Source organism: Acinetobacter sp. GW821-FHT01E09, assembly GCF_059422385.1.
The window spans coordinates 1,820,718-1,844,855 of record NZ_JBWKWU010000001.1 but is presented as its reverse complement, the minus strand read 5'-3'; the positions used below and the strand labels follow the sequence as shown (position 1 = coordinate 1,844,855).

The 24,138-nt window shown below is 36.8% G+C and carries 22 protein-coding genes; 8 read left to right on the top strand and 14 right to left on the bottom strand.

Features of this window, described 5'->3' with window-relative positions:
• The first annotated feature begins 7 nt into the window (after positions 1-7).
• Both purB and AC07U8_RS08365 read left to right on the top strand, forming a co-directional pair.
• A complete protein-coding gene (purB, locus tag AC07U8_RS08370) occupies positions 8-1,396 on the top strand; it encodes an adenylosuccinate lyase (protein ID WP_034613672.1) in 1,389 nt (462 codons plus the stop codon).
• 102 nt (positions 1,397-1,498) lie between these two features.
• Positions 1,499-2,143 carry a DUF2238 domain-containing protein gene (locus AC07U8_RS08365; protein ID WP_270384741.1) on the top strand — a complete coding sequence of 215 codons (645 nt, stop codon included), beginning with the start codon at positions 1,499-1,501 and terminating at the stop codon, positions 2,141-2,143.
• A gap of 68 nt (positions 2,144-2,211) precedes the next feature.
• Here AC07U8_RS08365 and AC07U8_RS08360 read toward each other — a convergent pair whose 3' ends face one another.
• On the bottom strand, positions 2,212-2,586 hold the full coding sequence (locus AC07U8_RS08360; RefSeq protein ID WP_004721299.1) for a winged helix-turn-helix transcriptional regulator: 375 nt from the start codon (positions 2,584-2,586) through the stop codon (positions 2,212-2,214).
• Between the two features lie 126 nt (positions 2,587-2,712).
• On the opposite strand from AC07U8_RS08360, the gene AC07U8_RS08355 reads away from it, so the two are divergent.
• Positions 2,713-3,564 (top strand): SDR family oxidoreductase, encoded by an 852-nt coding sequence (locus tag AC07U8_RS08355; RefSeq protein WP_270384738.1) that lies wholly within the window; start codon positions 2,713-2,715, stop codon positions 3,562-3,564.
• A 60-nt stretch (positions 3,565-3,624) separates the two neighbouring features.
• Here AC07U8_RS08355 and AC07U8_RS08350 read toward each other — a convergent pair whose 3' ends face one another.
• From AC07U8_RS08350 to uvrB, 8 genes are all read right to left on the bottom strand, one after another.
• Positions 3,625-4,305, bottom strand: coding sequence for a hypothetical protein (locus tag AC07U8_RS08350; protein WP_270384785.1), 681 nt, complete (start codon positions 4,303-4,305; stop codon positions 3,625-3,627).
• Positions 4,306-4,317: 12 nt separating this feature from the next.
• Entirely contained in the window at positions 4,318-5,052 is a 735-nt protein-coding gene (locus tag AC07U8_RS08345) for an MFS transporter (RefSeq protein WP_096733849.1), read from the bottom strand.
• Positions 5,053-5,175: 123 nt separating this feature from the next.
• A complete protein-coding gene (locus AC07U8_RS08340; protein WP_494737685.1) occupies positions 5,176-5,643 on the bottom strand; it encodes a hypothetical protein in 468 nt (155 codons plus the stop codon).
• Between the two features lie 148 nt (positions 5,644-5,791).
• The gene (locus AC07U8_RS08335; RefSeq protein WP_096733847.1) at positions 5,792-7,249 is read right to left on the bottom strand and encodes a glyceraldehyde-3-phosphate dehydrogenase; all 1,458 of its coding nucleotides are present in this window, start codon (positions 7,247-7,249) and stop codon (positions 5,792-5,794) included.
• 354 nt (positions 7,250-7,603) lie between these two features.
• Positions 7,604-9,304 (bottom strand): hypothetical protein, encoded by a 1,701-nt coding sequence (locus AC07U8_RS08330; RefSeq protein WP_494737684.1) that lies wholly within the window; start codon positions 9,302-9,304, stop codon positions 7,604-7,606.
• A 112-nt stretch (positions 9,305-9,416) separates the two neighbouring features.
• Entirely contained in the window at positions 9,417-10,346 is a 930-nt protein-coding gene (rarD, locus tag AC07U8_RS08325) for an EamA family transporter RarD (RefSeq protein WP_494737683.1), read from the bottom strand.
• 144 nt (positions 10,347-10,490) lie between these two features.
• Positions 10,491-11,081 carry a lipocalin family protein gene (locus AC07U8_RS08320; RefSeq protein WP_034613701.1) on the bottom strand — a complete coding sequence of 197 codons (591 nt, stop codon included), beginning with the start codon at positions 11,079-11,081 and terminating at the stop codon, positions 10,491-10,493.
• A gap of 137 nt (positions 11,082-11,218) precedes the next feature.
• Positions 11,219-13,240 carry an excinuclease ABC subunit UvrB gene (uvrB, locus tag AC07U8_RS08315; protein ID WP_004721309.1) on the bottom strand — a complete coding sequence of 674 codons (2,022 nt, stop codon included), beginning with the start codon at positions 13,238-13,240 and terminating at the stop codon, positions 11,219-11,221.
• Between the two features lie 177 nt (positions 13,241-13,417).
• Here uvrB and AC07U8_RS08310 point away from each other — a divergent pair, with 177 nt between their 5' ends.
• The 3 genes from AC07U8_RS08310 to AC07U8_RS08300 all read left to right on the top strand — a co-directional run bounded on the left by AC07U8_RS08310 (position 13,418) and on the right by AC07U8_RS08300 (position 17,376).
• Complete coding sequence (locus AC07U8_RS08310; RefSeq protein WP_096733844.1) at positions 13,418-14,197, top strand: A1S_2505 family phage non-structural protein; 780 nt, start codon at positions 13,418-13,420, stop codon at positions 14,195-14,197.
• A gap of 137 nt (positions 14,198-14,334) precedes the next feature.
• Positions 14,335-15,738, top strand: a complete 1,404-nt coding sequence (locus AC07U8_RS08305; protein WP_494737682.1) for a sensor domain-containing diguanylate cyclase — start codon at positions 14,335-14,337, stop codon at positions 15,736-15,738.
• A 186-nt stretch (positions 15,739-15,924) separates the two neighbouring features.
• Positions 15,925-17,376 carry a sensor domain-containing diguanylate cyclase gene (locus tag AC07U8_RS08300; RefSeq protein WP_494737681.1) on the top strand — a complete coding sequence of 484 codons (1,452 nt, stop codon included), beginning with the start codon at positions 15,925-15,927 and terminating at the stop codon, positions 17,374-17,376.
• Positions 17,377-17,477: 101 nt separating this feature from the next.
• Here the strand turns inward: AC07U8_RS08300 and AC07U8_RS08295 are convergent, their stop codons facing one another.
• Positions 17,478-17,657, bottom strand: a complete 180-nt coding sequence (locus AC07U8_RS08295; protein ID WP_004721316.1) for a hypothetical protein — start codon at positions 17,655-17,657, stop codon at positions 17,478-17,480.
• Positions 17,658-17,878: 221 nt separating this feature from the next.
• On the opposite strand from AC07U8_RS08295, the gene AC07U8_RS08290 reads away from it, so the two are divergent.
• Complete coding sequence (locus AC07U8_RS08290) at positions 17,879-19,114, top strand: pyridoxal phosphate-dependent aminotransferase (RefSeq protein ID WP_004820670.1); 1,236 nt, start codon at positions 17,879-17,881, stop codon at positions 19,112-19,114.
• 97 nt (positions 19,115-19,211) lie between these two features.
• On the opposite strand, the gene AC07U8_RS08285 is transcribed toward AC07U8_RS08290, so the two are convergent.
• Both AC07U8_RS08285 and AC07U8_RS08280 read right to left on the bottom strand, forming a co-directional pair.
• Positions 19,212-19,589 (bottom strand): hypothetical protein, encoded by a 378-nt coding sequence (locus AC07U8_RS08285; RefSeq protein WP_004820668.1) that lies wholly within the window; start codon positions 19,587-19,589, stop codon positions 19,212-19,214.
• Positions 19,590-19,817: 228 nt separating this feature from the next.
• Positions 19,818-20,714: an AraC family transcriptional regulator gene (locus tag AC07U8_RS08280; RefSeq protein WP_494737680.1), complete on the bottom strand. Its 897-nt coding sequence runs from the start codon at positions 20,712-20,714 to the stop codon at positions 19,818-19,820.
• 201 nt (positions 20,715-20,915) lie between these two features.
• Between AC07U8_RS08280 and AC07U8_RS08275 the strand changes: the two genes are divergently transcribed.
• Positions 20,916-21,611, top strand: coding sequence for an alpha/beta hydrolase (locus AC07U8_RS08275; protein WP_494737679.1), 696 nt, complete (start codon positions 20,916-20,918; stop codon positions 21,609-21,611).
• 133 nt (positions 21,612-21,744) lie between these two features.
• Here AC07U8_RS08275 and AC07U8_RS08270 read toward each other — a convergent pair whose 3' ends face one another.
• Together AC07U8_RS08270 and AC07U8_RS08265 are read right to left on the bottom strand one after the other, a co-directional pair.
• Positions 21,745-23,235, bottom strand: a complete 1,491-nt coding sequence (locus AC07U8_RS08270; protein ID WP_494737678.1) for a surface lipoprotein assembly modifier — start codon at positions 23,233-23,235, stop codon at positions 21,745-21,747.
• 67 nt (positions 23,236-23,302) lie between these two features.
• Positions 23,303-24,064 carry a Slam-dependent surface lipoprotein gene (locus AC07U8_RS08265; protein WP_004820661.1) on the bottom strand — a complete coding sequence of 254 codons (762 nt, stop codon included), beginning with the start codon at positions 24,062-24,064 and terminating at the stop codon, positions 23,303-23,305.
• Between the last annotated feature and the right edge of the window lie 74 nt (positions 24,065-24,138).

Here is a 24,138-nt window from a genome sequence, read left to right as displayed (position 1 = left end):
AATCTTTATGAACGCTTTAACCGCACTTTCTCCACTAGATGGACGCTATGCAAGCAAATGTGATGCATTACGCCCTTACCTCTCTGAGTTTGGTCTAATCCATGCTCGTGTGACTGTTGAAGTGCGTTGGTTACAAGCGCTTGCAAATCGTCCTGAAATCACAGAAGTTCCAGCTTTTTCTGCTGCAACCAATACCGCTTTAGATGCGATTGTTACTCAATTTTCTGAAGATGATGCTAACCGCATTAAAGAGATTGAACGTACTACTAACCATGATGTAAAAGCGGTTGAATATTTCTTAAAAGAAAAAATTGCACATATTGATGAGCTTAAAAATGCAGGCGAATTTATTCACTTTGCTTGTACTTCAGAAGACATCAACAACCTTTCTCACGCTTTGATGTTGAAAAATGGTCGTGAAGTGTTAGTTGTTGCTATGCAACAAATTGTTGATTCTATTGTGGCTTTAGCTGAAACACATGCAGAACAACCAATGCTATCACGCACCCATGGTCAAACTGCGAGCCCAACTACTTTGGGTAAAGAAATGGCCAACGTTGCATATCGTTTAGCGCGTCAAATCAAACAGTTTAAACAAGTTGAATTATTAGGCAAAATTAATGGTGCGGTAGGTAACTACAACGCGCACTACTCTGCTTATCCTGAAATCAATTGGCCTGCTCACTCGCAAGCATTTGTTGAATCACTCGGTTTAACCTTCAACCCTTATACAACTCAAATCGAACCACACGATTACATCGCGGAATTGTTCGATGCTTTACGTCGTTTTAACACAATTTTAATCGACTTTAACCGTGACGTTTGGGGCTATATCTCTTTAGGCTTCTTTAAACAACGTTTAAAAGAAGGTGAAGTCGGTTCTTCTACAATGCCTCACAAAGTCAATCCAATTGATTTTGAAAACTCTGAAGGTAACTTGGGCATTGCCAATGCAGTATTAGCGCACTTAGGCGAAAAATTACCAATTTCTCGTTGGCAGCGTGACCTTACAGACTCGACTGTATTACGTAACATGGGTGTTGGCTTGGCACAAAGTTTAATTGCTTTTGAAGCATGTTCAAAAGGTATTGGTAAACTTGAGCTTAATGCAGCACGTATTCTTGAAGACCTTGATCATGCTCAAGAAGTATTGGCTGAACCAATCCAAACTGTAATGCGTCGTTATGCAGTTGAAAAACCATATGAAAAATTAAAAGCATTGACTCGTGGTCAAGCGATGACACGTGACATGATGGTTGATTTTGTCAATGGCACTGAACTTGAAGCTGTACCTGCTGCTGATCGTGCACGCTTAGCTGAAATGACCCCTGCAACTTACACAGGTAATGCTGCGGATCAAGCCAAACAAATTAAAGATTTGATTGCTAAAATCTAAGCTTTTAATCTTCTAAAAGACCTAAAAAATGCGAAGCCGATGCTTCGCATTTTTTTGCATTTTGATTACAATGCGCAGTAATAATTTTTAGAAAATACCATAATGATTTATCATGCCTTAACAAAAAAACATTGGCTTGTTCTTGCTATGCTTGCAATCGCAATCATTCTTGCCAGTATCAATCCTTTAGAATACCCATCCTACATGCTGCATCAGATTGGCACCTTGCTCATGCTGATTGTTCTATTTTTCTGTTTAAAGAAAATAGGGCTGACATTTTCATCATTTTTATTGTACATCCTCTTCTTGGTGATTCATGTGATTGCTGCACATTATCTTTATTCTTATGTGCCTTATAATGATTGGTCAATCAAATACTTACACTTTGATCTCAATCAAGCAATGGGGTGGACACGTAACATGTTTGACCGCTTTGTACACTTATTCTATGGCTTATTTCTTTACCCATTTTTCTACCGAATTTTCCAAGTGTGGTTACCAAGCTTAAAGCCTAAAACCTTATTTTTATTGGTCATTCAATTTGTTATGGCAACCAGTTTATTTTATGAATGGATTGAATGGTGGATTGCCATTGGCCTATCCCCAGAAGAAGCTGAAAACTACAATGGGCAACAAGGTGATATATGGGATGCGCATAAGGATATGTTCTTAGCCACCATTGGTGCAATCATAACAGGATTAGTCGCTTTAAAAGCTACGGCAAAAGAGAATCATCCTCAAGAATAAGGCCTCCCTCCCTTCCAATATACTCACTTAGCGATCAAGTTCTTGGTGAGTATAAAATCAACTGAGTTTTACTTTTGCAATCTCTGTTTATTCTCTAAGATATCGGGCAAACTGCGCTCGATCCAACCAATCAAATAGTTTAATTTTTCAGCCGCTTGTGCACCTAAAATCGTCAATTGATACTCTACTTTGGGTGGTACTTCAGGGTAAACCGTTCTCAATATAAAGCCATCTTGTTCAAGCACTTTTAATGTCTGTGCAAGCATTTTTTCGCTGATTCCCTCAATTCGATTACGCAGTTCGCTAAAACGTTGTACGCCATCATTTAAACAACGTAAAACCAATACAGACCATTTGCTAGTTAAATGCTCCAATATTTCTCTAGATGGGCACTGACTGGATAAAACTTGACCAATTAAATCACTTGAAGCATAGATGCTCATAAATTCTCTCTACACAGTAATTAGCTTACTTTTAGGTACGTACTTACATATAGTAAGTTTAATGATTATGATCATAACATCAAGTTTAAAAAACATCCAATTTAAATCATATTTAAAGGTGAAATTATGAAAATCGCAATTACAGGTGCAACGGGCCAACTTGGACAACTGGTGATCCAAGCCTTACTTCAACATACTGCCGCTGAAAATATTGTAGCGCTGGTTCGAAATATAGATAAAGCACAGTCGCTTAAACAACAAGGGATTGAACTTCGCCTATTTAACTATGATCAACCTGAAACATTGATACCTGCATTAAACCACATAGATAAATTACTTTTAATTTCAGCCAATGAAATTGGTCGTCGAACGCCTCAGCATAAAGCAGTTATAGAGGCAGCTGTCGCAGCCAAAGTTGAATACATTGCCTATACCAGCTTACTCAATGCAACAGATAACCCACTCGGTTTAGCACAAGAACATCGTGAAACAGAAGCTCTCATTCTGCAAAGCGGTTTGAAATATACTTTTTTACGCAACAATTGGTATAACGAAAATTATCTTGGCAACGTTAAGCATACTGCGGAAACAGGAACACTTTACGGCAGCGCTCAAAATGGAAAAATCAGTTCAGCTTCTCGTTTAGATTATGCTGAAGCTGCAGCCAAAGTCCTTGCTTCCTCAGGACATGAAAATAAAACCTATGAGCTTGCAGGTTCAAATCATTTTACCCTTGCAGATTTAGCCTCTTATATCGCTTTGGCATCAGGTAAAACTGTAGAGTATCAAGATATCAGCCCAGAAGATTATACTCAGGCACTGCTTACGGCAGGGTTACCCCAAGCACTGGTAGCGGTTATTGTTGACGCAGATGTACAGACTGTAAATGGTGCAATGTATAGTGAAAGTAAAGACTTGGAACATTTGATTGGTCGTAAAACAACGCATATTCAGGATCAGGTTAAAGCCTTATTTTAGGTATTTTAAAGATGAGCATGGGCTTAAATACAAAATTTAAGCCCATGCTCTACTGAGTAATTAAGGATGAATATTTTTGATAGGAAAATCGATATTCATCTCCAGATCTGCGAGGGACTGTCTTTCTGTGTTGTACATGGTTGCACGGAACACCGCAATTTTTTTCATCGTCATTGGATCATTAATATTCAGTATTGGCTTAAGTTTATGCTTAACATATAAATGAATCACTTCATCAAATTCTAAATAAACCGGCCCATCAAACATAATCTTGATCGGGACTTGATATCGTCGTTTTAACTTAAATGGCACCGAAAGTTTAATCGGAATATCCACTTTTAAAGGAAATTGAGGCAACAGTTTATTTTGATAAACCAAATCCGTGGTTGTTTCTAATGGCATTAGCGTTTCAATCTGAATATCAGTCTCATAATCAAGCTCAACCTCAATCGGCGTTGTCACAACAAAACTTAAATTAGCCAAATATTTGCCTTTCAAAGGCAAATCCAACTCACGGTCAATCGTCAACTCAGTATCTAAAGCGCCTTGTGCATGTGTTTGTAAATAATTCCCCACATGGATTTTTGTCGGTAAAGATTCCGACAATTGAATTTGTGCGCTTTGTGCAGAAACCTGCATTGAGGCATGAATATTCAAATATAACCAAACGCACAGTGCAATGAGCAACACGACGCTGATAAAAGTGAACAACAAATTTCGTATAGATTTAAAGATCCACATTTCCATACCACCCTATTTTAAAGCTTCGGACTGTGGTTGTTGTGGTTCTACTGGCGGATGATCGCGACGTGATAGCCTTAAACTATTGAGCGGAATTTTAAGCTGCCCTTTTTCAATTTTTACCGGTAATGTATTTTGAACATCTACTGTTGCTTGAAGTGCTGATTTAATTGGAACGTTGAGGTGGCCTTGAATTGGAATATTGGTTTTTAATGTCGCATCAAGTGGCACATGTAAATTTTCTTTAAGTAAGACCTTTACAGGGGCATCAAACTTTAAATGAATATTTTGGTTGAGTGGCACTTGTAAATTAATCGGCACATCCATATGAATCGGGATGTTCCCTTTTAATGGTAAAGTAATATCTTTACCTAAAACAGTGACTTTAACCTTGGTATCAATCGGCATATCCTGATTGATTTTGATCACTTCATTCACAGGAATTGTGGTTTGAATTGGGACTTCATTATCAAAATACACATGTGGGGTTAAGGTTTGTGTAATCGGTAAGTTTAGCTTTTCATGAATAGGAATTTCAGCTTTCACTTTTCCTTTGACATCCACATCTAATGCGTCATGAATTTGTACTTTAGCTTGTAAAGGCTCTTTTAAATCGATACGTACAGCTTGATTTTCAAGTGGAATATAAATATTAAAATGTTTAAATACCCAGATTGCAATCAACACACCACACACTGTAGCAATAAGAATAAAGGCAACTCCTGCCATAACTTGCTTCAACTGCAAAATCCTGTCCTTAATTTTTATCCTTAATTATTTTTTATTTTAAATACTTATGTGAATTAATATGCGTTTTTATGTATAAAAGTCGAAGAATTTTGTTTAATTAATAAACAATTGATATTTAATCTACGGATTATTTGAAAAATCAGCTAACCAATAGCACTGCACAATTGCTGTATTATTTTTATACTCAACACTCACATCACCTTTTTCATGATTTTGATTGAATTTTAGAGTTTTAAATCGCTGCTTTGCTGTTGTAGTACTCAGATCAAAATATAAATATTCATTGTATTGTTGCGCTGGACGACCAAAACTAAATTCTATTTTGCGAATAGGAATGCCAGCATAAGTGACATTTTTTAATTTATAAGTGGTTGAGTCATAAACCTGTTTATCCACATATTTTACATCAATCGTATAGTGTTCAAGTGGTGCAATCAGTTCAGTATCTTCATTATGAAAATCATATTGCTGCCGAATTGCACAGTTTTGTTCAAAACGGTCTTTTAATAAAGGACGTAATTCTAAGGATTTGGCATGTGTAGCAAAACAAGTAAATAACATCATGATGGATAAGATTTTTGTTCTCATTTTATTTTCTCTAATTTCTTAATCAAATGTTTTTAGTCGAATTGCTGAGACAAATAGTAATTTTCATTTGAATTTAACCATATATCATCAATTTTGAATATAAAAAAAGGAGCTTCATTTGAAGCTCCTTTTCGACGACTATGACAAATTATGCATTTGTTTCAGCCGGTACTTTCGGATAGCTTACGCCACATACTTGTTCAGCAATACGCAATACTTGGCAGCTATAACCAACTTCGTTATCGTACCAAACGTAAGCTGTTAAACGGTTACCAGAAGTAATTGTTGCTTGTGCATCAAATACACCCGCTGTACGCGAACCAATAAAGTCAGACGATACAACTTCTGTAGAGTTGGTATAGCCAATTTGACCTTGAAGGTTAGAGTTGATCGAGATTTGACGAATATATTCGTTCACTTCTTCACGATCTACTTCTTTCTCAAGTGTTAAGTTAAGAATAGCAAGTGAAACGTTCGGTGTTGGAACACGTACTGAATTACCTGTTAATTTACCTTGTAACTGAGGTAATGCTTTCGCAACAGCTTTTGCAGCACCTGTTTCTGTAATAACCATATTCAGTGTTGCAGCACGGCCACGGCGATCTGCTTTGTGATAGTTATCAATCAAGTTCTGGTCATTAGTAAATGAGTGAACAGTTTCCACATGACCGTTGATCACTTTGTATTTGTCTTCTAACACTTTTAAAACTGGTGTGATCGCGTTAGTGGTACAGCTTGCAGCAGAAATGATTTTGTCTGAATCAATGATGTCCGCTTGGTTAACACCAAACACGACATTCTTCATGTCACCTTTACCAGGCGCTGTAAGCACAACACGACTTACGCCAGGGCATTTAAGATGTTGAGATAAACCATCGATATCACGCCATTTACCTGTGTTATCAATCACTAGTGCATTGTCGATACCATAAGCTGTGTAATCAACTTCAGCAGGGCTAGACGCATAGATCACTTTGATAAAGTTACCATTTGCAATGATTGCTTCATTTTGCTCATCAACAGAAATTGTTCCTGCAAATGGACCATGAATTGAGTCACGACGTAACAATGAAGCACGTTTTTCTAAATCGCCATCAGATGATTTACGCACAACGATCGCTTTAAGGCTTAAACCACGGCCAAGACCTGATTGGCTAATGATTAAACGCGCTAAAATGCGGCCAATACGACCAAAACCATAAAGAACAACATCTTTAGGCTCAACTTGCGCAGGACGACCATCTAAAGATTGAACAGCTTGAGCAACAAATGCATCAATATCGCCACCCTTTTCTTTATATTCAACTGCAAGTTTACCTAAATCAACTTCAGCAGAACCGATATTATCTAATTTCGCTAAAGCTTCTAAAATAGGGAATGTATGTACAACAGAAAGCTCAACATCCATCATACGTGTACGACGGTGCGCTTTAAGGATTTGAATTACTGAACGGTTCACTAAAGAACGACCGTACACAGAAGTCACAATGTTTTTTTCACGGTATAATTGACCGATTAATGCAATCATACGTTCCGCGATTTCTTCACGGTTTTTCCAGCGACCTTGGTGCTCTGCATGTAGGGCGATGATAGTGTCTTTGCTCACAGATACGTCCTCTATTTATGTATATCTAGACATGGATTTTTAAACCCCATAATTGTAATGTAATTCTCATTTAGTTGAAATCAAATCGTGATACATTTTTATAATATTTTGTCATACTGGCTATTTTATTTTAAATTATGTCTTGATCTCTAAACAATATTTCAGCCATTTTAGTTTTTTGCATCTATGTAGAATTTTAGTATTGATATTGACTTTACCAGCGGAACTGGAAAAATAAAGTAGATTAGAACAAAATTAAACCAGACAAAAACAAAAATAAAGCTGATATTGTATCGTTAAAAACCCCATTATCGCGCTCAGTCTGAGCTTTCTACTCAGCCCCTTACACACGCTTTAGTCGTCATTAATCGACGCATTAAACTCCTCCAAATCAAAATCAGCTAAATTTTCAGGCAGCTTCATTAAATAAGGAAAGCGAATAATGCCATTGTCCCCTGAAGGAAATGCATAATGGCGCTCCAATTCACTCATTGAAGTCAGGCTTTCAAACTCAATAAATACACTATACTTTGCTAAACCTTTAGGAACAGTTAATACCTCTAAATAGGTTTGTTTTTTTATCAACATTGCGGCATGGTTTGCTTGAACAATATCCTTTTCAACCTTCCCACCTTTGATCATTTTTTTTAACAGTGAGCCTTCTACTTCATGTTGTTCATTCTTTAATTGCTTAACATAGCTGTCTAAAGCCCTATAATCTTTCACTTGCTCAGCGATAATTTCTTGAAGTTTTCTAATCGGTTGTTGTGAACGCTCATGCATCACTTGCCATTCTCGATGACTCATGGGAATAAAAATTTCATCTTTACGCTTTTCCAATAGTTTTAGATAAGCCAGCAAACGATATTCAAACAGTTGAACATGAGAATTAAAAAATAATGCGGGTTGTTCTTTAAAGTCACGATAATGCGATAAAATTTCAGAAAATATTCGATGCACACTCATAAACAAATATTCAAATTCTTCAATATGTGATAAATCGCTTTTAACCGCATTTCTTAACGGCATCAATATATTGGCCGTGAGCAACTGTTCAATGGTTTTGATATGATTTTGTGCAACCGTATCACTATTTTTCCCCACCATTCCGAGTGGTTCCATTAAAAATGGCAAGAGTTTGTTTTCTGTGAAATCTTCAAATTCTTGCACAATTTCAATCACATCCCTATGAACTTGATGCTGAATTGTGACCATTTTCTGAATCAAAAGGTCAGTGCTATCTCGATATTCACTTTCACTCATTTGATCTGTATCAAGTACCAAACCCGTTACATAGACCTGATTTTTATATTCAATATTTTCTTCAAACAAAAAGCGTCGAATCGAATAAGGATTCTGTTCAAAATTTTCAATCGGTGCAATTAAATAGATAAATTCAGAGGTTTTAACAATATCAAACTTACGAATCCGTTGTTCTCTTAAAATAAAATACTTAAAAAAAGGACGTTTCATTAATTCAGATGATTTGGTCAATAATGGCTTAAACCAATAGCCCAATAATTGTTGCTTAATAAACACTTCAATAATAAAACATTTAATTTGATCAGAAGTTAAGTTACGAATACCTTCTGGCGCTTCAATATTTAATGTGCGGATCAATTTCGCCACATCTTGTAAAAAAACACGACGAATCAGTAATTTTTCTCGTTGTAAATTTAGATGATCATCCACCGAAATCAAATCTATTTGATACAACGCATTTTCTAAATAGTCTGCGATCTGAATACTATCTGTAATATTTTTTAACCAATTGATTGAGTTGCTCAATTTGGTTGCAATGGAACGCATTCGCTCATTTTCAAAGCTATATTTTAAATTTTCTAATGAATTTGTAATTTTAAATTCAAAGCTGTTATTACCTTTGTTCCATCGAATTTCTTTCGGTCTTAAAATTTGACGCTCAATTTCTTCGCGTACTTCGATGTTGGCTTCATCAAAAACATCACACAAAACCTGTTCCCAGTTTAAATCGGTACTAGGCTCTAATTGCAATAAGGTTGCCCGTGTTTGATAGGGAATTATTGTTGTGTTCATAATATATTCAGCGTTTTTCTACTTAAAAACCAAATTAAAACATAGATTAATGAGATAAATTTAACACTTTTAAAAATTATAGCCCAACAATTATCAATTTATTTTCTTTTGATTAACCGATTCTTTCGTCTAATTTCTCGATATTCAAGGCTAAATTTTTCCGCTTATTGTTTTGTTGATAGAGATGCCAAATCCCTTCCAATACCAAAACCCCCACAGCACACCAAATTGGAATATAGGTAAACCATTCATCTGCTGAAATAGATTCACCCAACGCCAAGGATGCTAAGGCCAACAAAACAGGTTCTAAATAACTTAACAATCCAAATAAGACCATTGGCAAATGACGACTCGCTAAAATATAGCTCCCTAAACCAATCGCACTCAGTATTCCAAGCCCTGCAACCACAACGATTAAAACGGGTGCATCAACAAATTGGCTATATGCGTCTAATCCGGTTTGCGTGAAATAAATTGCGATGGGAATACAAATTAAAATATCCCACCAAAAACCACCTAAATTATCAGTTTTAATGGTTTTTCGAACCAGAAAATAAAGCGAATAGCCCAATGCAACACTGAGAGTTTCCCATGCAATACTGCCCAAACGCCATAATTCGTGCCCTACCCCAAGAACCGCAAAAGCAACGGCAACCATTTGGAATTTTGATAATTTCTCTTTATAAAAAATGCTACCTGCAAGGACGAGAACCAAAGGTAAAAGAAAATATCCAAGCGATACTTGTAAACCCCGCCCATTCATCGGCCCCCAAAGAAAAAGCCAGAGTTGGAAACAGGTCAAGATAGAAGTAATGATCAATAATAGTAATAAAGCAGGTTGTTTGACCATTCGATGATAAATGGTTTTAACATGAACAAAATCACCGCTCAATAACATAAATAAGGTTAGGAATGGTAAAGTGGCAATAATCCGCCAACCAAAGGTTTGTTGACTATCTAGATCGCCCAGCAATTTGGTATAAAAGTATAAAACCCCAAATGTTACAGATGCCAATACAGACAATACGACGCCCTTAAACATCTGTCGCCTCACGGTGATTTTCAAATAAATTCTTAGGCATTATAAACATCTTCACCCAAAATTAATTTGAATATTCAATTATTTTTCCAAACTCAAGATTTGCAAATATTGAAATATTCAAAATATATCGGCTTAAATTTTTGATTATTCTTGCGCATTCTGCTTGGTTCGAATCAAATCTTTTAAGTTAAAACCGACAGTCTGCGCATAACGAAGAAATTCAGTTACTTTTGCTTCATCTGGATGAGGATCCCTAGACAGTAACCACAAATATTTTCGCTTCGGTTCTCCCACCAATGCCATTTGATAACTTGAATCAATTTTTAATACCCAATAATCACCACGGCCCACGGGCATCCAACGAATCGCTTCTGGAATAAAACTCACTTTAAATTTTGAATTAAACGGCTCATTACTGATAAATGCTTCACCCAATGAACGTAATTCTTGTCCATTTTGATCTACACATCGATTATCAACTGCAACATTGCCATATTCATTCACGGTATATCGTGCAGTCACATCTGACTTACAATCTTTTTGAAAATACATTGGTTTACGGGCGATTTCATACCATAGCCCTAAATATTGACCCAATTCCAATTTTGGAATCGCAGCTAAAGTCGAATTTTCCGCATAGACTTTTGGATAAAAAAAGCTGGAAAAAACCACCCCGAATACGATTATTAATTTTTTAAAGTCATAAGAATTGGGTAATATTTTGAATAATTGCACCTTATACCCTCAGCATTACTTTTTACTATTTATTATAAAATAATCAGAAATTTAAACTTAGACTGTAGCTTTATGTATCCTTGTTCAAACTAAAGCTACAGCAAGTACCAAAGTGTAATCATCCCACAAAGAGATAATTATTTTAACATTCTGGTTTTTAAACGCACAATTTCGTCACGTAATCGCGCAGCTTGTTCAAATTGCAACTCTTTAGATGCTTTTAGCATTTCTTTTTCAAGCTTACTAATGTGCTTCGTAAAGAGTTTTGGATCAGATAAAATGTGACGTTCATCTGCAGTTAACGCCTGATGCTGGTCACTTATACCTGCTTCAATTTGATCATCACTGATCACTTCACCAGTATCAATTTCTTTAATTGCTTGACGTACAGCACTGCGCGGAATAATGCCATGCTCTTCATTAAATTGAATTTGTTTGGCCCGACGACGATCAGTTTCATCTATGGCTTTTTGCATCGAATCGGTTATACGGTCAGCATATAGAATCGCCTTACCTTTTAAATGACGAGCAGCACGACCGATGGTTTGGATTAACGACCGTTCAGAACGAAGAAAACCTTCTTTATCTGCATCAAGAATGGCAACCAACGATACTTCTGGCATATCCAGACCTTCACGCAACAAGTTAATCCCGACCAGAACATCATGTACCCCTGTCCGCAGTTCGTGAATAATTTTGACACGCTCAACGGTATCAATATCTGAATGTAAATAAGCCACCTTCACCCCATATTCTTTTAAATATGAAGTTAAGTCCTCGGCCATCCGCTTGGTTAAGGTGGTGACTAAAACACGTTCATCGAGTTCTTTACGGATATTAATTTCTGAAAGCACATCATCCACTTGAGTCAATACAGGACGTATTTCAATTTCTGGATCGACTAATCCAGTTGGACGTACCACCTGCTCTGCGACTTGTTCAGATTTTTCCAGTTCGTATTTCGCAGGTGTTGCACTGACATAAATAGTGGTTGGAACAATACGCTCCCATTCCTCAAATTTCATTGGACGGTTATCCAATGCACTAGGTAAACGGAAACCATAATTGACCAAGTTTTCTTTACGTGAACGGTCACCTTTATACATTGCCCCAATTTGTGGAACAGTTACATGCGATTCATCAATAATCAGTAACGCATCATCAGGGATATAGTCAAATAATGTCGGAGGGGCTTCACCCGCTGGGCGACCAGATAAATGCCGTGAGTAGTTTTCAATACCGTTGGTATAACCCAATTGTTGCATCATTTCTAAATCATAACGGGTCCGTTGTTCGATCCGCTGTGCTTCAAGGAGTTTTTCATGTTCTTTAAAGAACACTAAACGATCAGCCAATTCATCGCGAATCGTTCCAATTGCACGCTGTAAATTGTCTTTTGGTGTTACATAATGGCTTTTTGGGTAGATTGTTATACGAGGTGCTTTACGGACCATTTTCCCGGTAATTGGATCAAACCATCGAATTGAATCGACTTCATCATCAAACAACTCAACCCGAACTGCATGTTGATCCGATTCAGCAGGGAAAATATCGATAATTTCACCACGAATACGATAAGTACCGCGTAAAAATTCCAGCTCATTACGGGTATATTGCATTTCAACAAGTCTGCGAATAATGTCATCACGACTAATTCTGTCCCCTTGCACAATATGCAATAACATACTCATATAAGCATTGGGATCACCCAAACCATAGATTGCAGATACTGAAGCGACAATAATGGCATCACGGCGTTCTAATAATGCACGCGTAGCAGAGAGACGCATCTGGTCAATGTGATCATTGATTGCTGAATCTTTTTCAATAAAAGTATCCGAAGATGGTACATAAGCTTCGGGTTGATAATAGTCATAATAACTAACGAAGTATTCAACTGCATTGTTGGGGAAAAATGCTTTAAATTCACCATATAATTGTGCAGCAAGAGTTTTGTTATGTGCCATGACAATGGTTGGACGCTGCGTTTGAGCAATCACATTTGCCATGGTATAGGTTTTCCCTGAACCCGTTACACCGAGTAGAAGTTGATCGTGAAAACCTTTATTTATGCCTTCGACTAATTTTGCTATTGCCTGTGGTTGATCCCCAGCAGGTTGATAATTTGTAACAAGTTCAAAAGGTTGATGTTCACTCACAATAATTCACTCTTTAACCAATCGGGAAGAAGCCACAGTAGTTTAACAGAAACCAATTAAACCCATACATTGACACCTATTCTAGATGGGGCTTTTTACACAATATTCAACAAATACCTTGACCCTTTTTTATTTCAATAGCAACATGGAAACAAGCCAATTAAAAGATTGAAAAACATGACATATCACTATCATGATGAAAGCATAATCAAAACTTTGCCAGAAGATACTGTGTTTGTTTTTGGTAGTAATATGGCGGGTACTCATCAAGGCGGTGCGGCAAAAACAGCACATTTACATTTTGGTGCAACCAAAGGTGTTGGACGTGGCTGGGCAGGACAAAGTTTTGCTATACCGACCATGAATGAACATTTACAACAAATGCCCCTTTCACAAATTCAACACTATATTGATGATTTTAAAATCTATACAAAAAATCACCCGAAGATGAAATATTTCATTACTTCAGTGGGTTGTGGCGTTGCAGGCTATAAAGTCGAAGAAATCGCACCGATGTTTAAAGGGATTTCACGCAATGTAATCTTCCCTGCTTCATTCCGCCCATTTGTAGAAAAAACCTTACCTAAGCTCACGCAAAAATTACTGCATAGTTTTTTAACCGATGACGTCATTTTTAGTTCAGATGTAGAGCAAAAGATTCAAAGCTTAGATTTAACTGAAGCTGAAAAAAGCCTTGCTACGATTATTCTCAATACGCCAATGTATCCAAATGATAGTAATGGTCGAGATCGTATTTTTGAAATACAAGATATCCTGCACAATTTAAATGGAAAAATATTTGAATTTCAGTCTAATTCAGAAGGTTCAATGATTTTTGGAGGTGCTATTTTAGCGCTTTTAGAACTTTATAATTTAAATGAAACAGACTTTATTGCAGTATGGACTGGTCAGCGTACCATTGCTGCACCAAAAGCAGAACATCGGGCTAAAAAGTAAAATGCTTTGATTATTTTTAATTGAACAACTCGGTTTCATGCCTTGCCTACTCAATCTTAGAAAACAACGCAAGGCATTGATAAAATGTCATTAATCCCTAAATAAATAAAAGAGATATTGGAAAATATATGGAGCAAATGGATTTAACGATATTTAATTTGTCTCCAATTGCCATGTGGCTACAAGATTTTAGTGGTATAAAAAAAATATTTGATGAATGGACTGCGCAAGGTATTTCCGATATTAAGCAACATCTATTGGAAGACACCAGCCGTTTAAAACCCTGTTTGGCGGCGATTCGTACCATTCATATCAATAAAAGCACCCTGATTTTATATGAAGCTCATGATTTAGCAGAGATTTTAGAAAAATTTCCAGAAATGCATACCGAAAATACTGAACTCTTACATATCCAATTTTTTTCAGCACTTTGGAATAAAGAACAGGACTGTTCGATTCAAGTGGTCAACCTTAGCTGCAAAGGCAAAAAAATTGATATCCAACTTAGAGCCAATATTTTAACGGATGCCAATCAAAGTTGGGATCGAGTTTTATTAACCACGGAAGATATCTCTCAGTGTCAAAATGCACGCCGGATTGCAGAATCCCTATTTTTGCATTCGCCCACTGCCCTCTGGATCAAAGACTACAGCAAAATAAAATCATTATTTAATCAATTAGTAGCGAATAATGTCACGGACTTAGATCAATATATTCAGCAAAATCCAGATTTTCTATTTCTTTGTTTTGAAAGCATCCGATCAGTGGGTGTAAATCAAGCTTTACTGGACTTATTTAATGCCGACAATGAACAACATTTTTATCAGCATTTAAATCATATTTTTAGAGAGAATTATCAACAAAATTTTCATAAACAATTATTACATTTATGGAATGATCATCATCAACTTAAACGAGAATGTGAATATCAGTCAATCAATGGAGATTTGCTGCATGTACTCGAACAGTTTGTTATTTTTCCAGATTCAAAACATAACTGGGATACTGTACAAATTGCATTTACCGATTTAACGGAACGAAAAAAATTAGAAGATCATCTGCAACATGCCAGTAAACATGATCAATTAACGCAGTTATATAATCGAACATTTTTTATTGCTGAAATTCAACGCTTACAATCTCAAAAATTTAATTCACTTTCATGTATGTATTTAGACATCAATGGTTTAAAAAGAGTGAATGATTTACAGGGACATCATGTCGGCGACTTACTGATTCAACGTTTTGCACATCTGTTAAAAAAATCCACCATCAAAACACCTTATTCTGTTTCACGTATTGGTGGTGATGAATTTGTGATTCTTATGCCTGAATCAAATCATCTACATATAGAAACATTATTGAAGATCATTCAACAAGAATTAGAGATAGATCGACTGAACAATCCTCAACATCCAATTCATGTTGCGATTGGTTATGCGACAACAAGCCATTATAAAAATATTGATGATTTATTAAAAAAAGCAGATCAAATTATGTATCAAGATAAGCAAGCGTATTATTTATTGAATGCCGATTAATAGCATTGCAAGATTAAAAAATTAATTGAAATTAACCAACCACAATGTAAATCCAATGAAAGGATAACCAGCGATCATAAAATACAATAAGTAATAAATAACTTGGATTTTATTATTTTATATCGCTCTTTTTTAGGATATATTTCAAACATTCTAGATCACCGCTCAACACACGAGAATCTTATAATGGAATTTTCTGATTCTTCTATTTTTGATATATCACCTACCCCGATGTGGATAGAGGACTATAGCGAAGTAAGAGAACAATTTAATCAATGGAAAAGCCAAGGAATCACAAATCTTCAAAGCTTTTTAGAAGAAAATCCAGATCAGATTACGGCTTGCGCACATAAAATTAAGATTCTTCATGTCAATAAAAAAACCTTAGATTTATTTGAAGCCAGAAATCAGCAACACCTGTATCAGAATTTAAATATTATTTTTCAGAAAGAAATGCTTCATTCACATATCAAAGAACTGGTTGCGCTTTGGAATGGAGAAGCTGAATTTTCAAATACCACCGTCAATTACACGATCTCAGGCAAAAAATTAGATATCAAATTACGCGGTATCATCATGCCGGGTTCAGAAGTCAGTTTAGACCGAGTATTAATCACCACTGAAGATATTACTGACTATCAAAATGCGCGCCGTTTAGAAGAAAAAAATCGCCAACTGGCAGAATCTCGCTTTATTTACTCGCCTACCTCATTGTGGGTTGAAGATTTTAGTCGTGTAAGACTCCGTATAGATCAACTCCGTGAAATTGGTATCGAAGATTTTCGCACCTTCTTAGATGTGCATACCGACTTTGTAAACCAGTGTATCGAAGACATCATCTTATTGGATGTCAATCAAGCTACCCTTGATTTATTTAAAGCCAAAGACAAAGAAACGCTGTTTAAAAACTTAAATAAAGTATTTGCAAAAGAGATGTATCAGACTTTCCGTGAGCAATTGATTGAACTCTGGAATGGTAAAATTCATCATCAACGCGAAGCTGTAAATTATGCACTGGATGGTTCAGTACGAAATGTATTGCTCCAATTCACTGTTTTCCCGGGTTATGAGCATGACTGGAGTCTGGTGCAAGTTGCATTGACTGATATTACTGCACGAAAAAAAGCAGAAACGTATTTGGAATATCTAGGGAAACATGATGTTCTGACTAAATTATTCAATCGTTCGTTCTATACCGAAGAAATTAATCGTTTAGAGCGTGGTGTACTGCGTCCGACTTCAGCCATTTTTATTGATATGAACGGTTTAAAAGCCATCAATGATCAGTTGGGTCATGATGTCGGTGATGAATTACTGCGACGAATGGGCAATATTCTGACTCGCACCATTGCCAATACAAGTTATACCGCTTCCCGTATTGGTGGAGATGAGTTTGTGATTCTTATGCCTGCGGCAAATGAACAGACCGTCGAATCGATGATTATGACCATTGAAGAATTACTCAATATCGACAATCAATATTATTCGTCACAGCCTATTAGTATTGCCATTGGTTATGCAACAACATCTGCAAATGAAAGTATAGACAATATGTTGAAACGTGCAGATTTATTGATGTATCAAAAGAAAAAAAATTATTATGAATATGTCACGGAAATGTTAAATGGTAGTGCTTAATAATTCATAAGGATAAATGTTATAGCCTTAATAAAAATATTCTTTTTAATTCTTATTATAAAAATAGGTGCATCAAGCACCTATTTTTATATCTCAAACACTTAGCGTTTTCCCATCGAACGGCGTGTACCACGAGGTGGCATCCAAGTACGATCTGCATATTGCTCAGGTTTAGGACGGACGTTGTTGTGGGCAACATCATCATCATTTTCTAAAGATGATGGCATTGGAAATGGTAAATTCACCAATGGCTTCTTTTTGGGAGTATTTTGGGTGCTCATGTGATTCACTCAATTTTAACTGGCTATATTGTACGTAAATTTCAGCTTTGATGCGAGTGCTCTTAAACTTTCGCTTTTATTTGTATTCTCTTGATACATTAATTTCTGCTTTTGATGAATATTTATTGAATTTGCATAGATATTAGACGACCAAACATGAAAAATTAGGCTATGATAATGTGCTTTTTATTTTTTTAATCCCTATAAGAAGGAATAATGCCGTGGACGTACGTCTCTCTGATCGTGTAAATGCCATCAAACCGTCTCCAACGCTTGCTGTTACCAACAAAGCTGCTGAATTAAAAGCTGCGGGTAAAAATGTAATCGGATTGGGCGCTGGCGAACCAGATTTTGACACCCCACAACACATCAAAGATGCTGCTATTACAGCGATTAACAACGGTTTTACCAAATATACCGCTGTTGATGGTACACCAGGCCTTAAAAAAGCAATTATTGCGAAGCTAAAACGTGATAACAATCTTGACTATGCTGCAAATCAGATTTTAGTGTCTTGCGGTGGTAAACAGTCTTTCTTTAACTTAGCACTTGCTTTGTTAAACAAAGGTGATGAAGTCATTATTCCAGCACCATATTGGGTAAGCTATCCAGATATGGTGATCATTGCTGAAGGTGTTCCTGTCATCGTGAAATGTGGTGAAGAACAACGTTTCAAGATTACACCTGCTCAACTAGAAGCTGCGATTACAGACAAAACACGTTTGGTGGTTTTAAATAGCCCTTCAAATCCAACAGGCATGATCTACAGCAAAGCTGAGCTTGAAGCTTTAGCAGAAGTGCTCCGTAAATATCCTCAAGTTTATGTTGCTTCTGATGATATGTATGAGCCGATCCGTTGGGATGATGAGTTCTACAATATTGCGACTGTAGCGCCTGATCTTTATGAGCGTGTTATCGTGCTTAACGGTGTATCTAAAGCATATGCAATGACTGGATGGCGTATCGGCTATGCAGCAGGACCTGCAAAATTGATTGGCGCAATGAAAAAAATCCAATCACAATCAACTTCAAACCCAACTTCGATTTCACAAGTTGCTGCTGAAGCTGCATTGAATGGTCCTCAGGATGTACTTCAACCGATGATTGAAGCATTCAAACGTCGTCATGATTTAGTTGTGAATGGTTTGAATGAAATTCAAGGGATTAGCTGCTTACCTGCTGATGGCGCATTCTATGCTTATGCCAACATTCGTCCTTTGATTCGTGCAAAAGGTTTAAAATCTTGCACAGAATTCTCAGAATGGTTGTTGGAAGAAACTGGTGTTGCTGTTGTTCCTGGTGATGCTTTTGGTTTAGGCGGCTATATGCGTATTTCTTATGCAACTGCTGATGAAGTACTTGTTGATGCACTTGCTCGTATTAAAAAAGCTGCAGATTCTATTGACGGTATTGATGCAGCAATTGCTTCAATCGCAGCTGAAAAAGCAGCACAATAATACTAGTTGGTTTAAATAAAAAATGGGTGTATTGATTACACCCATTTTTTATCTTTGTTGATCTTACTTATCAACAAGCTTCTATATTTTTTGTAAATCAATCTTTGAGGAGCAAGCCCGTGGTATTGTCTCCATCATTTCCAGTACCGTAATGATCTATACGTACAGTATCAACTTGCACAGTAGATGTGTTTGCCGCATAGTACTTTTCATGATCGACTAATAATAACCCTGTGGTATTGTCTCCATCATTGCCTGTGCCATAATGTTCAATTCTCGGCTCCTTATTTTGATCAAGTTTTGAATAAGGCACCAGCTTTATTGGCTCTTTCAATAAAAGACCTGACGTATTATCTCCATCGCTACCTGTACCAAAGTGATCAATGCGTATTTCTTGCGTATTTTGATGTGATGCAAAACTTAAACTTGAAACACTACAAAGACCAATAACAGCTAATCTGATTAAAGTTTTCATGTCATTCTTCCCATTGAGATATCATTTCATTCTAGAGGCCGAAACTATACAATTCACGGTCTTGGGAATTACATTTATGACATTAATCAATCTAAGCAAGTCTTTAATAAAAATCTAAAATCCAGCCTAAATCTTTAAGTTTTATTGCTGTTCCAGATCAGTTTGGCTAAGTACGATTCAGTGTTAAAACACGTTTAAAGCATAAAAACTAAATTTGATCATTTGTATTTATAGATCACTTTGTATCAATGACGCTCTAAATACTTTCGGTGCACATCCATATGTTTGTGTGAAAGCACGAGTGAATGCTGCTTGTGAGCTATATCCTACTAATTCAGCAATTTGAAAGATATTTTTGTCTGTCTCTTTTAGAAACTGACTTGCCAGTCTCATCCGCCAATTTTTTAAATATTGAATTGGAGAAACACCGACTTGTTCAACAAATTTTTTAGCAAAACTTGAACGAGATTGATGGGTGGATTGAGCCAAATTTTCTACATCCCATGCATAAGCAGGACGATCATGCAGCAAAGATAATGCTTTACTAATCGCTGGGTCACGTAAAGCAACAATCCAGCTTTTATGTTCAATGGTTGCCTTTGCTAACCAAGACCGTATTGACCACACCAATAGAAGATCGATAATCCGTGAAAGCATCACTTGGCTACCAAGGCTAGGATGTTCAAGCTCAAGCTTTATCGCAGCAACAGTCATTGGCACCCATTCTGCAATTTTATCCGTATCATTGTGTGATGGGACATGAATATAGCGAGGCAACCCCTCGATTATAGCTGTACCATAAATCCCACTAAGTTTAAAAATACAGCTAATCACAGAGGCTGCTTGGTTTTCAGCATCCAACAATTCAATCGTGTGTTCTCCAGCCGAAGGTAGAACAATAATATCCCCTGCTTTTAAAACCAGATCTAGATTAGCGCATGTAACTTTAAGTCTGCATGTCGCCTGCTGAACGATATGGATATATGCACAATCCTGTTTAAAGCTTAACTGTTGTTGATCTGTAAATCGCGCGAAGTCATAGATCTCACCTGATATTTTTGCAAACTGATAAATATCAAAGAATATATCCGTTAAAGCACTTTTTTCAGCATATTCATCTCTCATTTTTTGTCACAATTCCTAAAAAGTGTTTCTGCAAAAACATTGGTGTTTCTGTTATTGTTAAAGTGAATTTAAACATGAATAATCGCTTATAGAAGCTTTTTTGAGTATAAAAATTACATCCAGTATCTATCCAATCTTTATACAGAAAGTCTTCAATCATTTAGCTCAACAAATACAATAGCATTTAGCTAGGAGACACACATGAGTAATAAACCAACAATTATATTCGTACACGGATTTTGGGGAGGCGCTGCTCATTGGAGTAAAGTGGTAACTGAGCTGTCTCACCGAGGTTATGAATCATTACGTGCAGTAGAACTCCCGCTTAGCTCACTGGCTGAAGATGTTGAACGAACAAGAAAAATGATTGCGCAAGTTAAAGGAGATGTGCTTCTGGTTGGTCACTCATATGGTGGCGCTGTAATTACTGAAGTTGGCAATCAAGCGAATGTCATAGGTCTTGTTTATATTGCTGCTTTTGCGCCTGACTCAAACGAAAGCCCTGGTGGCATTACTCAACAACATTTACCTGAAGCTGCACCAAACTTAGAACCAGACAGTGATGGTTATCTCTGGCTTAAAGCAGATAAATTCCATGAAAGTTTCTGTCAGGATTTAACCAAAGATGAAGGGTTTGCAATGGGTGTCACCCAAAAAGCGCCAGTAGCAAGCACTTTTGGCGATACGATTTCCACGCCAGCATGGAAAACGAAACCATCTTGGTATCAAATCTCGACTCAAGACCGAATGATCCACCCTGAAAATCAAAAAGTCATGTCTGCACGCTTAAATGCAAAAAAAGTGATTTCGCTAGATGCAAGTCATGCTTCTTTGGCATCACATCCAAAAGAAATTTCAGACTTGATTGAGGAAGCTGTCAGCTTTCTTGCTCAATAAATGATGAATGAATAGAGGAAATCAACAGATTTCCTCTATATCTTAGACCCATTTAAAACTAAGATTTATTGAAATTCAATTTGGCTATATAAATGCCTAAATTAGAATTCAGTAATAAAACCTCTACAATATTTTAAAACCGATGCTCCAACTTTAAACTGACATTGTGTTTATCATAAGAATATAGCCACTCTACATTGCTGTTATTTTGATTATATTGATAAGTGAGATTAGGTGTTAAACCATAAAAAGCCCAGCGTGGTGCACTTAGAATCAAAGTATAATTTTGTTCAAAATCATGTCGTCTAGCCTCCAACACTGGAGTAAATTTATCAAATTGACGCCAACGGAAAGAACTAAACAAATTTGCGTTAAAACCTGACTCAAAGTTTTTGGAAAGGCCTAAACGTACACCTTGTTGTTGATAAGCCGTAAAATATTGTTCTTGGGTATTATGGTCGACAAAATCCAGTCCACCAAATAGCGTCCAGTTTTTCGGTAAAATTTTCCAAAAGGTTGAATAGACTGAATATTCCAAGCCACTTTGGTCTTTATATTGGGAATATTTTATGTCTCTCATTTCGACTTCTAACTTGACGGCTTTGTCGTTAGAGATAAAACGCATCCACTCGCCCCTTAACCCATAGGCACTATACAGCGGGTCGTGGGCATAGTATTTATGTTCAAATACGGGTGCAATCAAGACTTGATTACGTTCGTTGTAATAACTATAACCCGCATTAAAGTTAAAAGTTAATTCATTATAATCTGTCTGCTCTGGATAAACTTGACCATAGAATAATCCACGCAATGCAATACCATGTTGTCCAGAAAGCGACCATCGTTTAGTTAAGGTCGCTTCATAGTCCAAACCTTGCGCACTGATCGCGTCAGGTGTGCCACGCTTTACTTGTTCAATAGGAACGACCTTCTTAGTCTCAGGGTCAATGCCATAATACGTAATGATGTCGTATTTATCGGAAGCATTATTAACATTACTGGCATAACGTGAACCAAACGCCAATGAACCATGCCATTCATCTCGTTGTTTAAGCCCTTTGAGATACATCTCTACGGTTTGACCAATACCGTGGGCAGCGGGATCTGTAGACAGAGCAAGTTGAGATTGAATCTGCTGAAATAACTGTTGACCTTGCTGATTTTTTTGTTGTTCGGTATAGACACGAGCCAGCTCAAGTTGGGTCATTAAATTATTGGATTGAATCTCTTGGCTATGTTTAAGTTTACTCTCAGCTAAACTTAAGTTCCCCTGTGTTCGTGCCATAACGCCCTCAGCGAACTCAGTCAAGGCCTGATCATAATTTGGAAATTTTTTATATTTTTCAAGATAGCTTAAAGCCACTTGCCATTGTTTTTGCATCACTGCCAAGTAAAGTGCATATGCAACTTCTGCGGGTTCATCCTTAACCACATATTCTTGACCTTGTATGATCAGATTCGGTAATGCTTGTGTGTTCTTAGGGTCTTCTGATTTGAGTAGTTTCTTATCATTTTGATATTGCTGTTGGCTAATTTCCTGATTTAACCTGATACTGGTATCATCCGCTGCATAAACACATTGTCCACACTGCAATACGGCACCAAGCAATACTATTTTTTTCATCTATAATCTCACCAGATAGAATAAAAAAAGAAAGACTTACCGAAGTAAGCCTTTCTCATTTAAATCATTATTTTTTTCCACCAAAAGCAACGTCATGCACATTATTGTTAAATGTTGCAATTCCAGCTAAGCTGCTTTGGCTATTATAGAATTGACCTGAAACTGTCCCTGCACCAGCTGACGGATTAGTCGTCCAAGATGCATTTGAACCACTAATCGTTGCATCGTTATTAATTGTTGCAGTACCCAAATTAAAGGTACGTGAACTATCGCTCAATGAACCCGTTAACTGTTTGGTTGCAAAGTTAGCGGTAAAAGTACCTGACAATAAATTAGAGCCATTATAATTATTGACACCTTGAACACTATAATTTGCAGTACCTGTAGACGGTACGCTGGTATCCGCATCTTTACCATTGTAATAAACAGTGTGTGTTGCTGGATCAACCGTACCTAAACGCTTACCGCTGGCATCTTTGGCTTCGGCATTCCACTCACCAAACCAAACGTCTTGTGTAGGCACTTGTTTATAGTTGGCATAACCAATCCCAGCATGAGACGCTGGAAGCCCAGGTAAGTACGGGCTTAGACGTACAACGCCATTGCCATCTGCATAGCCGTTAAAACCTGAGAATGCAACAATTGCACCGTTATAAAGAGTGTTAACACCAAAACCAACACCTGAGTTTGGATGAGTCGGTCCAAGTGAACCTGTAGAACCAACTACAATATTACCAATATCACTTGATTCACCTACAACAGCTGCTTGTGCAACACCCACTAAACCAACAGATAGTAAAATAGCCAATGAGATAGATTGAAGTTTCATTTTAAGTTCCTCGATATGAGTTTTAAAGTTTTATCATTAAGAATAAAAATAAAAGTCTTAATGATTATCATTAA

Bases quoted from the DNA above. Each gene is read 5' to 3' on its own strand.
- purB (WP_034613672.1), top strand. From the start codon at position 8: ATGAACGCTTTAACCGCACTTTCTCCACTAGATGGACGCTATGCAAGC.
- AC07U8_RS08365 (WP_270384741.1), top strand. From the start codon at position 1,499: ATGATTTATCATGCCTTAACAAAAAAACATTGGCTTGTTCTTGCTATG.
- AC07U8_RS08360 (WP_004721299.1), bottom strand. From the start codon at position 2,586: ATGAGCATCTATGCTTCAAGTGATTTAATTGGTCAAGTTTTATCCAGT.
- AC07U8_RS08355 (WP_270384738.1), top strand. From the start codon at position 2,713: ATGAAAATCGCAATTACAGGTGCAACGGGCCAACTTGGACAACTGGTG.
- AC07U8_RS08350 (WP_270384785.1), bottom strand. From the start codon at position 4,305: ATGTGGATCTTTAAATCTATACGAAATTTGTTGTTCACTTTTATCAGC.
- AC07U8_RS08340 (WP_494737685.1), bottom strand. From the start codon at position 5,643: ATGAGAACAAAAATCTTATCCATCATGATGTTATTTACTTGTTTTGCT.
- AC07U8_RS08330 (WP_494737684.1), bottom strand. From the start codon at position 9,304: ATGAACACAACAATAATTCCCTATCAAACACGGGCAACCTTATTGCAA.
- rarD (WP_494737683.1), bottom strand. From the start codon at position 10,346: ATGTTTAAGGGCGTCGTATTGTCTGTATTGGCATCTGTAACATTTGGG.
- AC07U8_RS08310 (WP_096733844.1), top strand. From the start codon at position 13,418: ATGACATATCACTATCATGATGAAAGCATAATCAAAACTTTGCCAGAA.
- AC07U8_RS08305 (WP_494737682.1), top strand. From the start codon at position 14,335: ATGGATTTAACGATATTTAATTTGTCTCCAATTGCCATGTGGCTACAA.
- AC07U8_RS08300 (WP_494737681.1), top strand. From the start codon at position 15,925: ATGGAATTTTCTGATTCTTCTATTTTTGATATATCACCTACCCCGATG.
- AC07U8_RS08295 (WP_004721316.1), bottom strand. From the start codon at position 17,657: ATGAGCACCCAAAATACTCCCAAAAAGAAGCCATTGGTGAATTTACCA.
- AC07U8_RS08285 (WP_004820668.1), bottom strand. From the start codon at position 19,589: ATGAAAACTTTAATCAGATTAGCTGTTATTGGTCTTTGTAGTGTTTCA.
- AC07U8_RS08280 (WP_494737680.1), bottom strand. From the start codon at position 20,714: ATGAGAGATGAATATGCTGAAAAAAGTGCTTTAACGGATATATTCTTT.
- AC07U8_RS08275 (WP_494737679.1), top strand. From the start codon at position 20,916: ATGAGTAATAAACCAACAATTATATTCGTACACGGATTTTGGGGAGGC.
- AC07U8_RS08270 (WP_494737678.1), bottom strand. From the start codon at position 23,235: ATGAAAAAAATAGTATTGCTTGGTGCCGTATTGCAGTGTGGACAATGT.
- AC07U8_RS08265 (WP_004820661.1), bottom strand. From the start codon at position 24,064: ATGAAACTTCAATCTATCTCATTGGCTATTTTACTATCTGTTGGTTTA.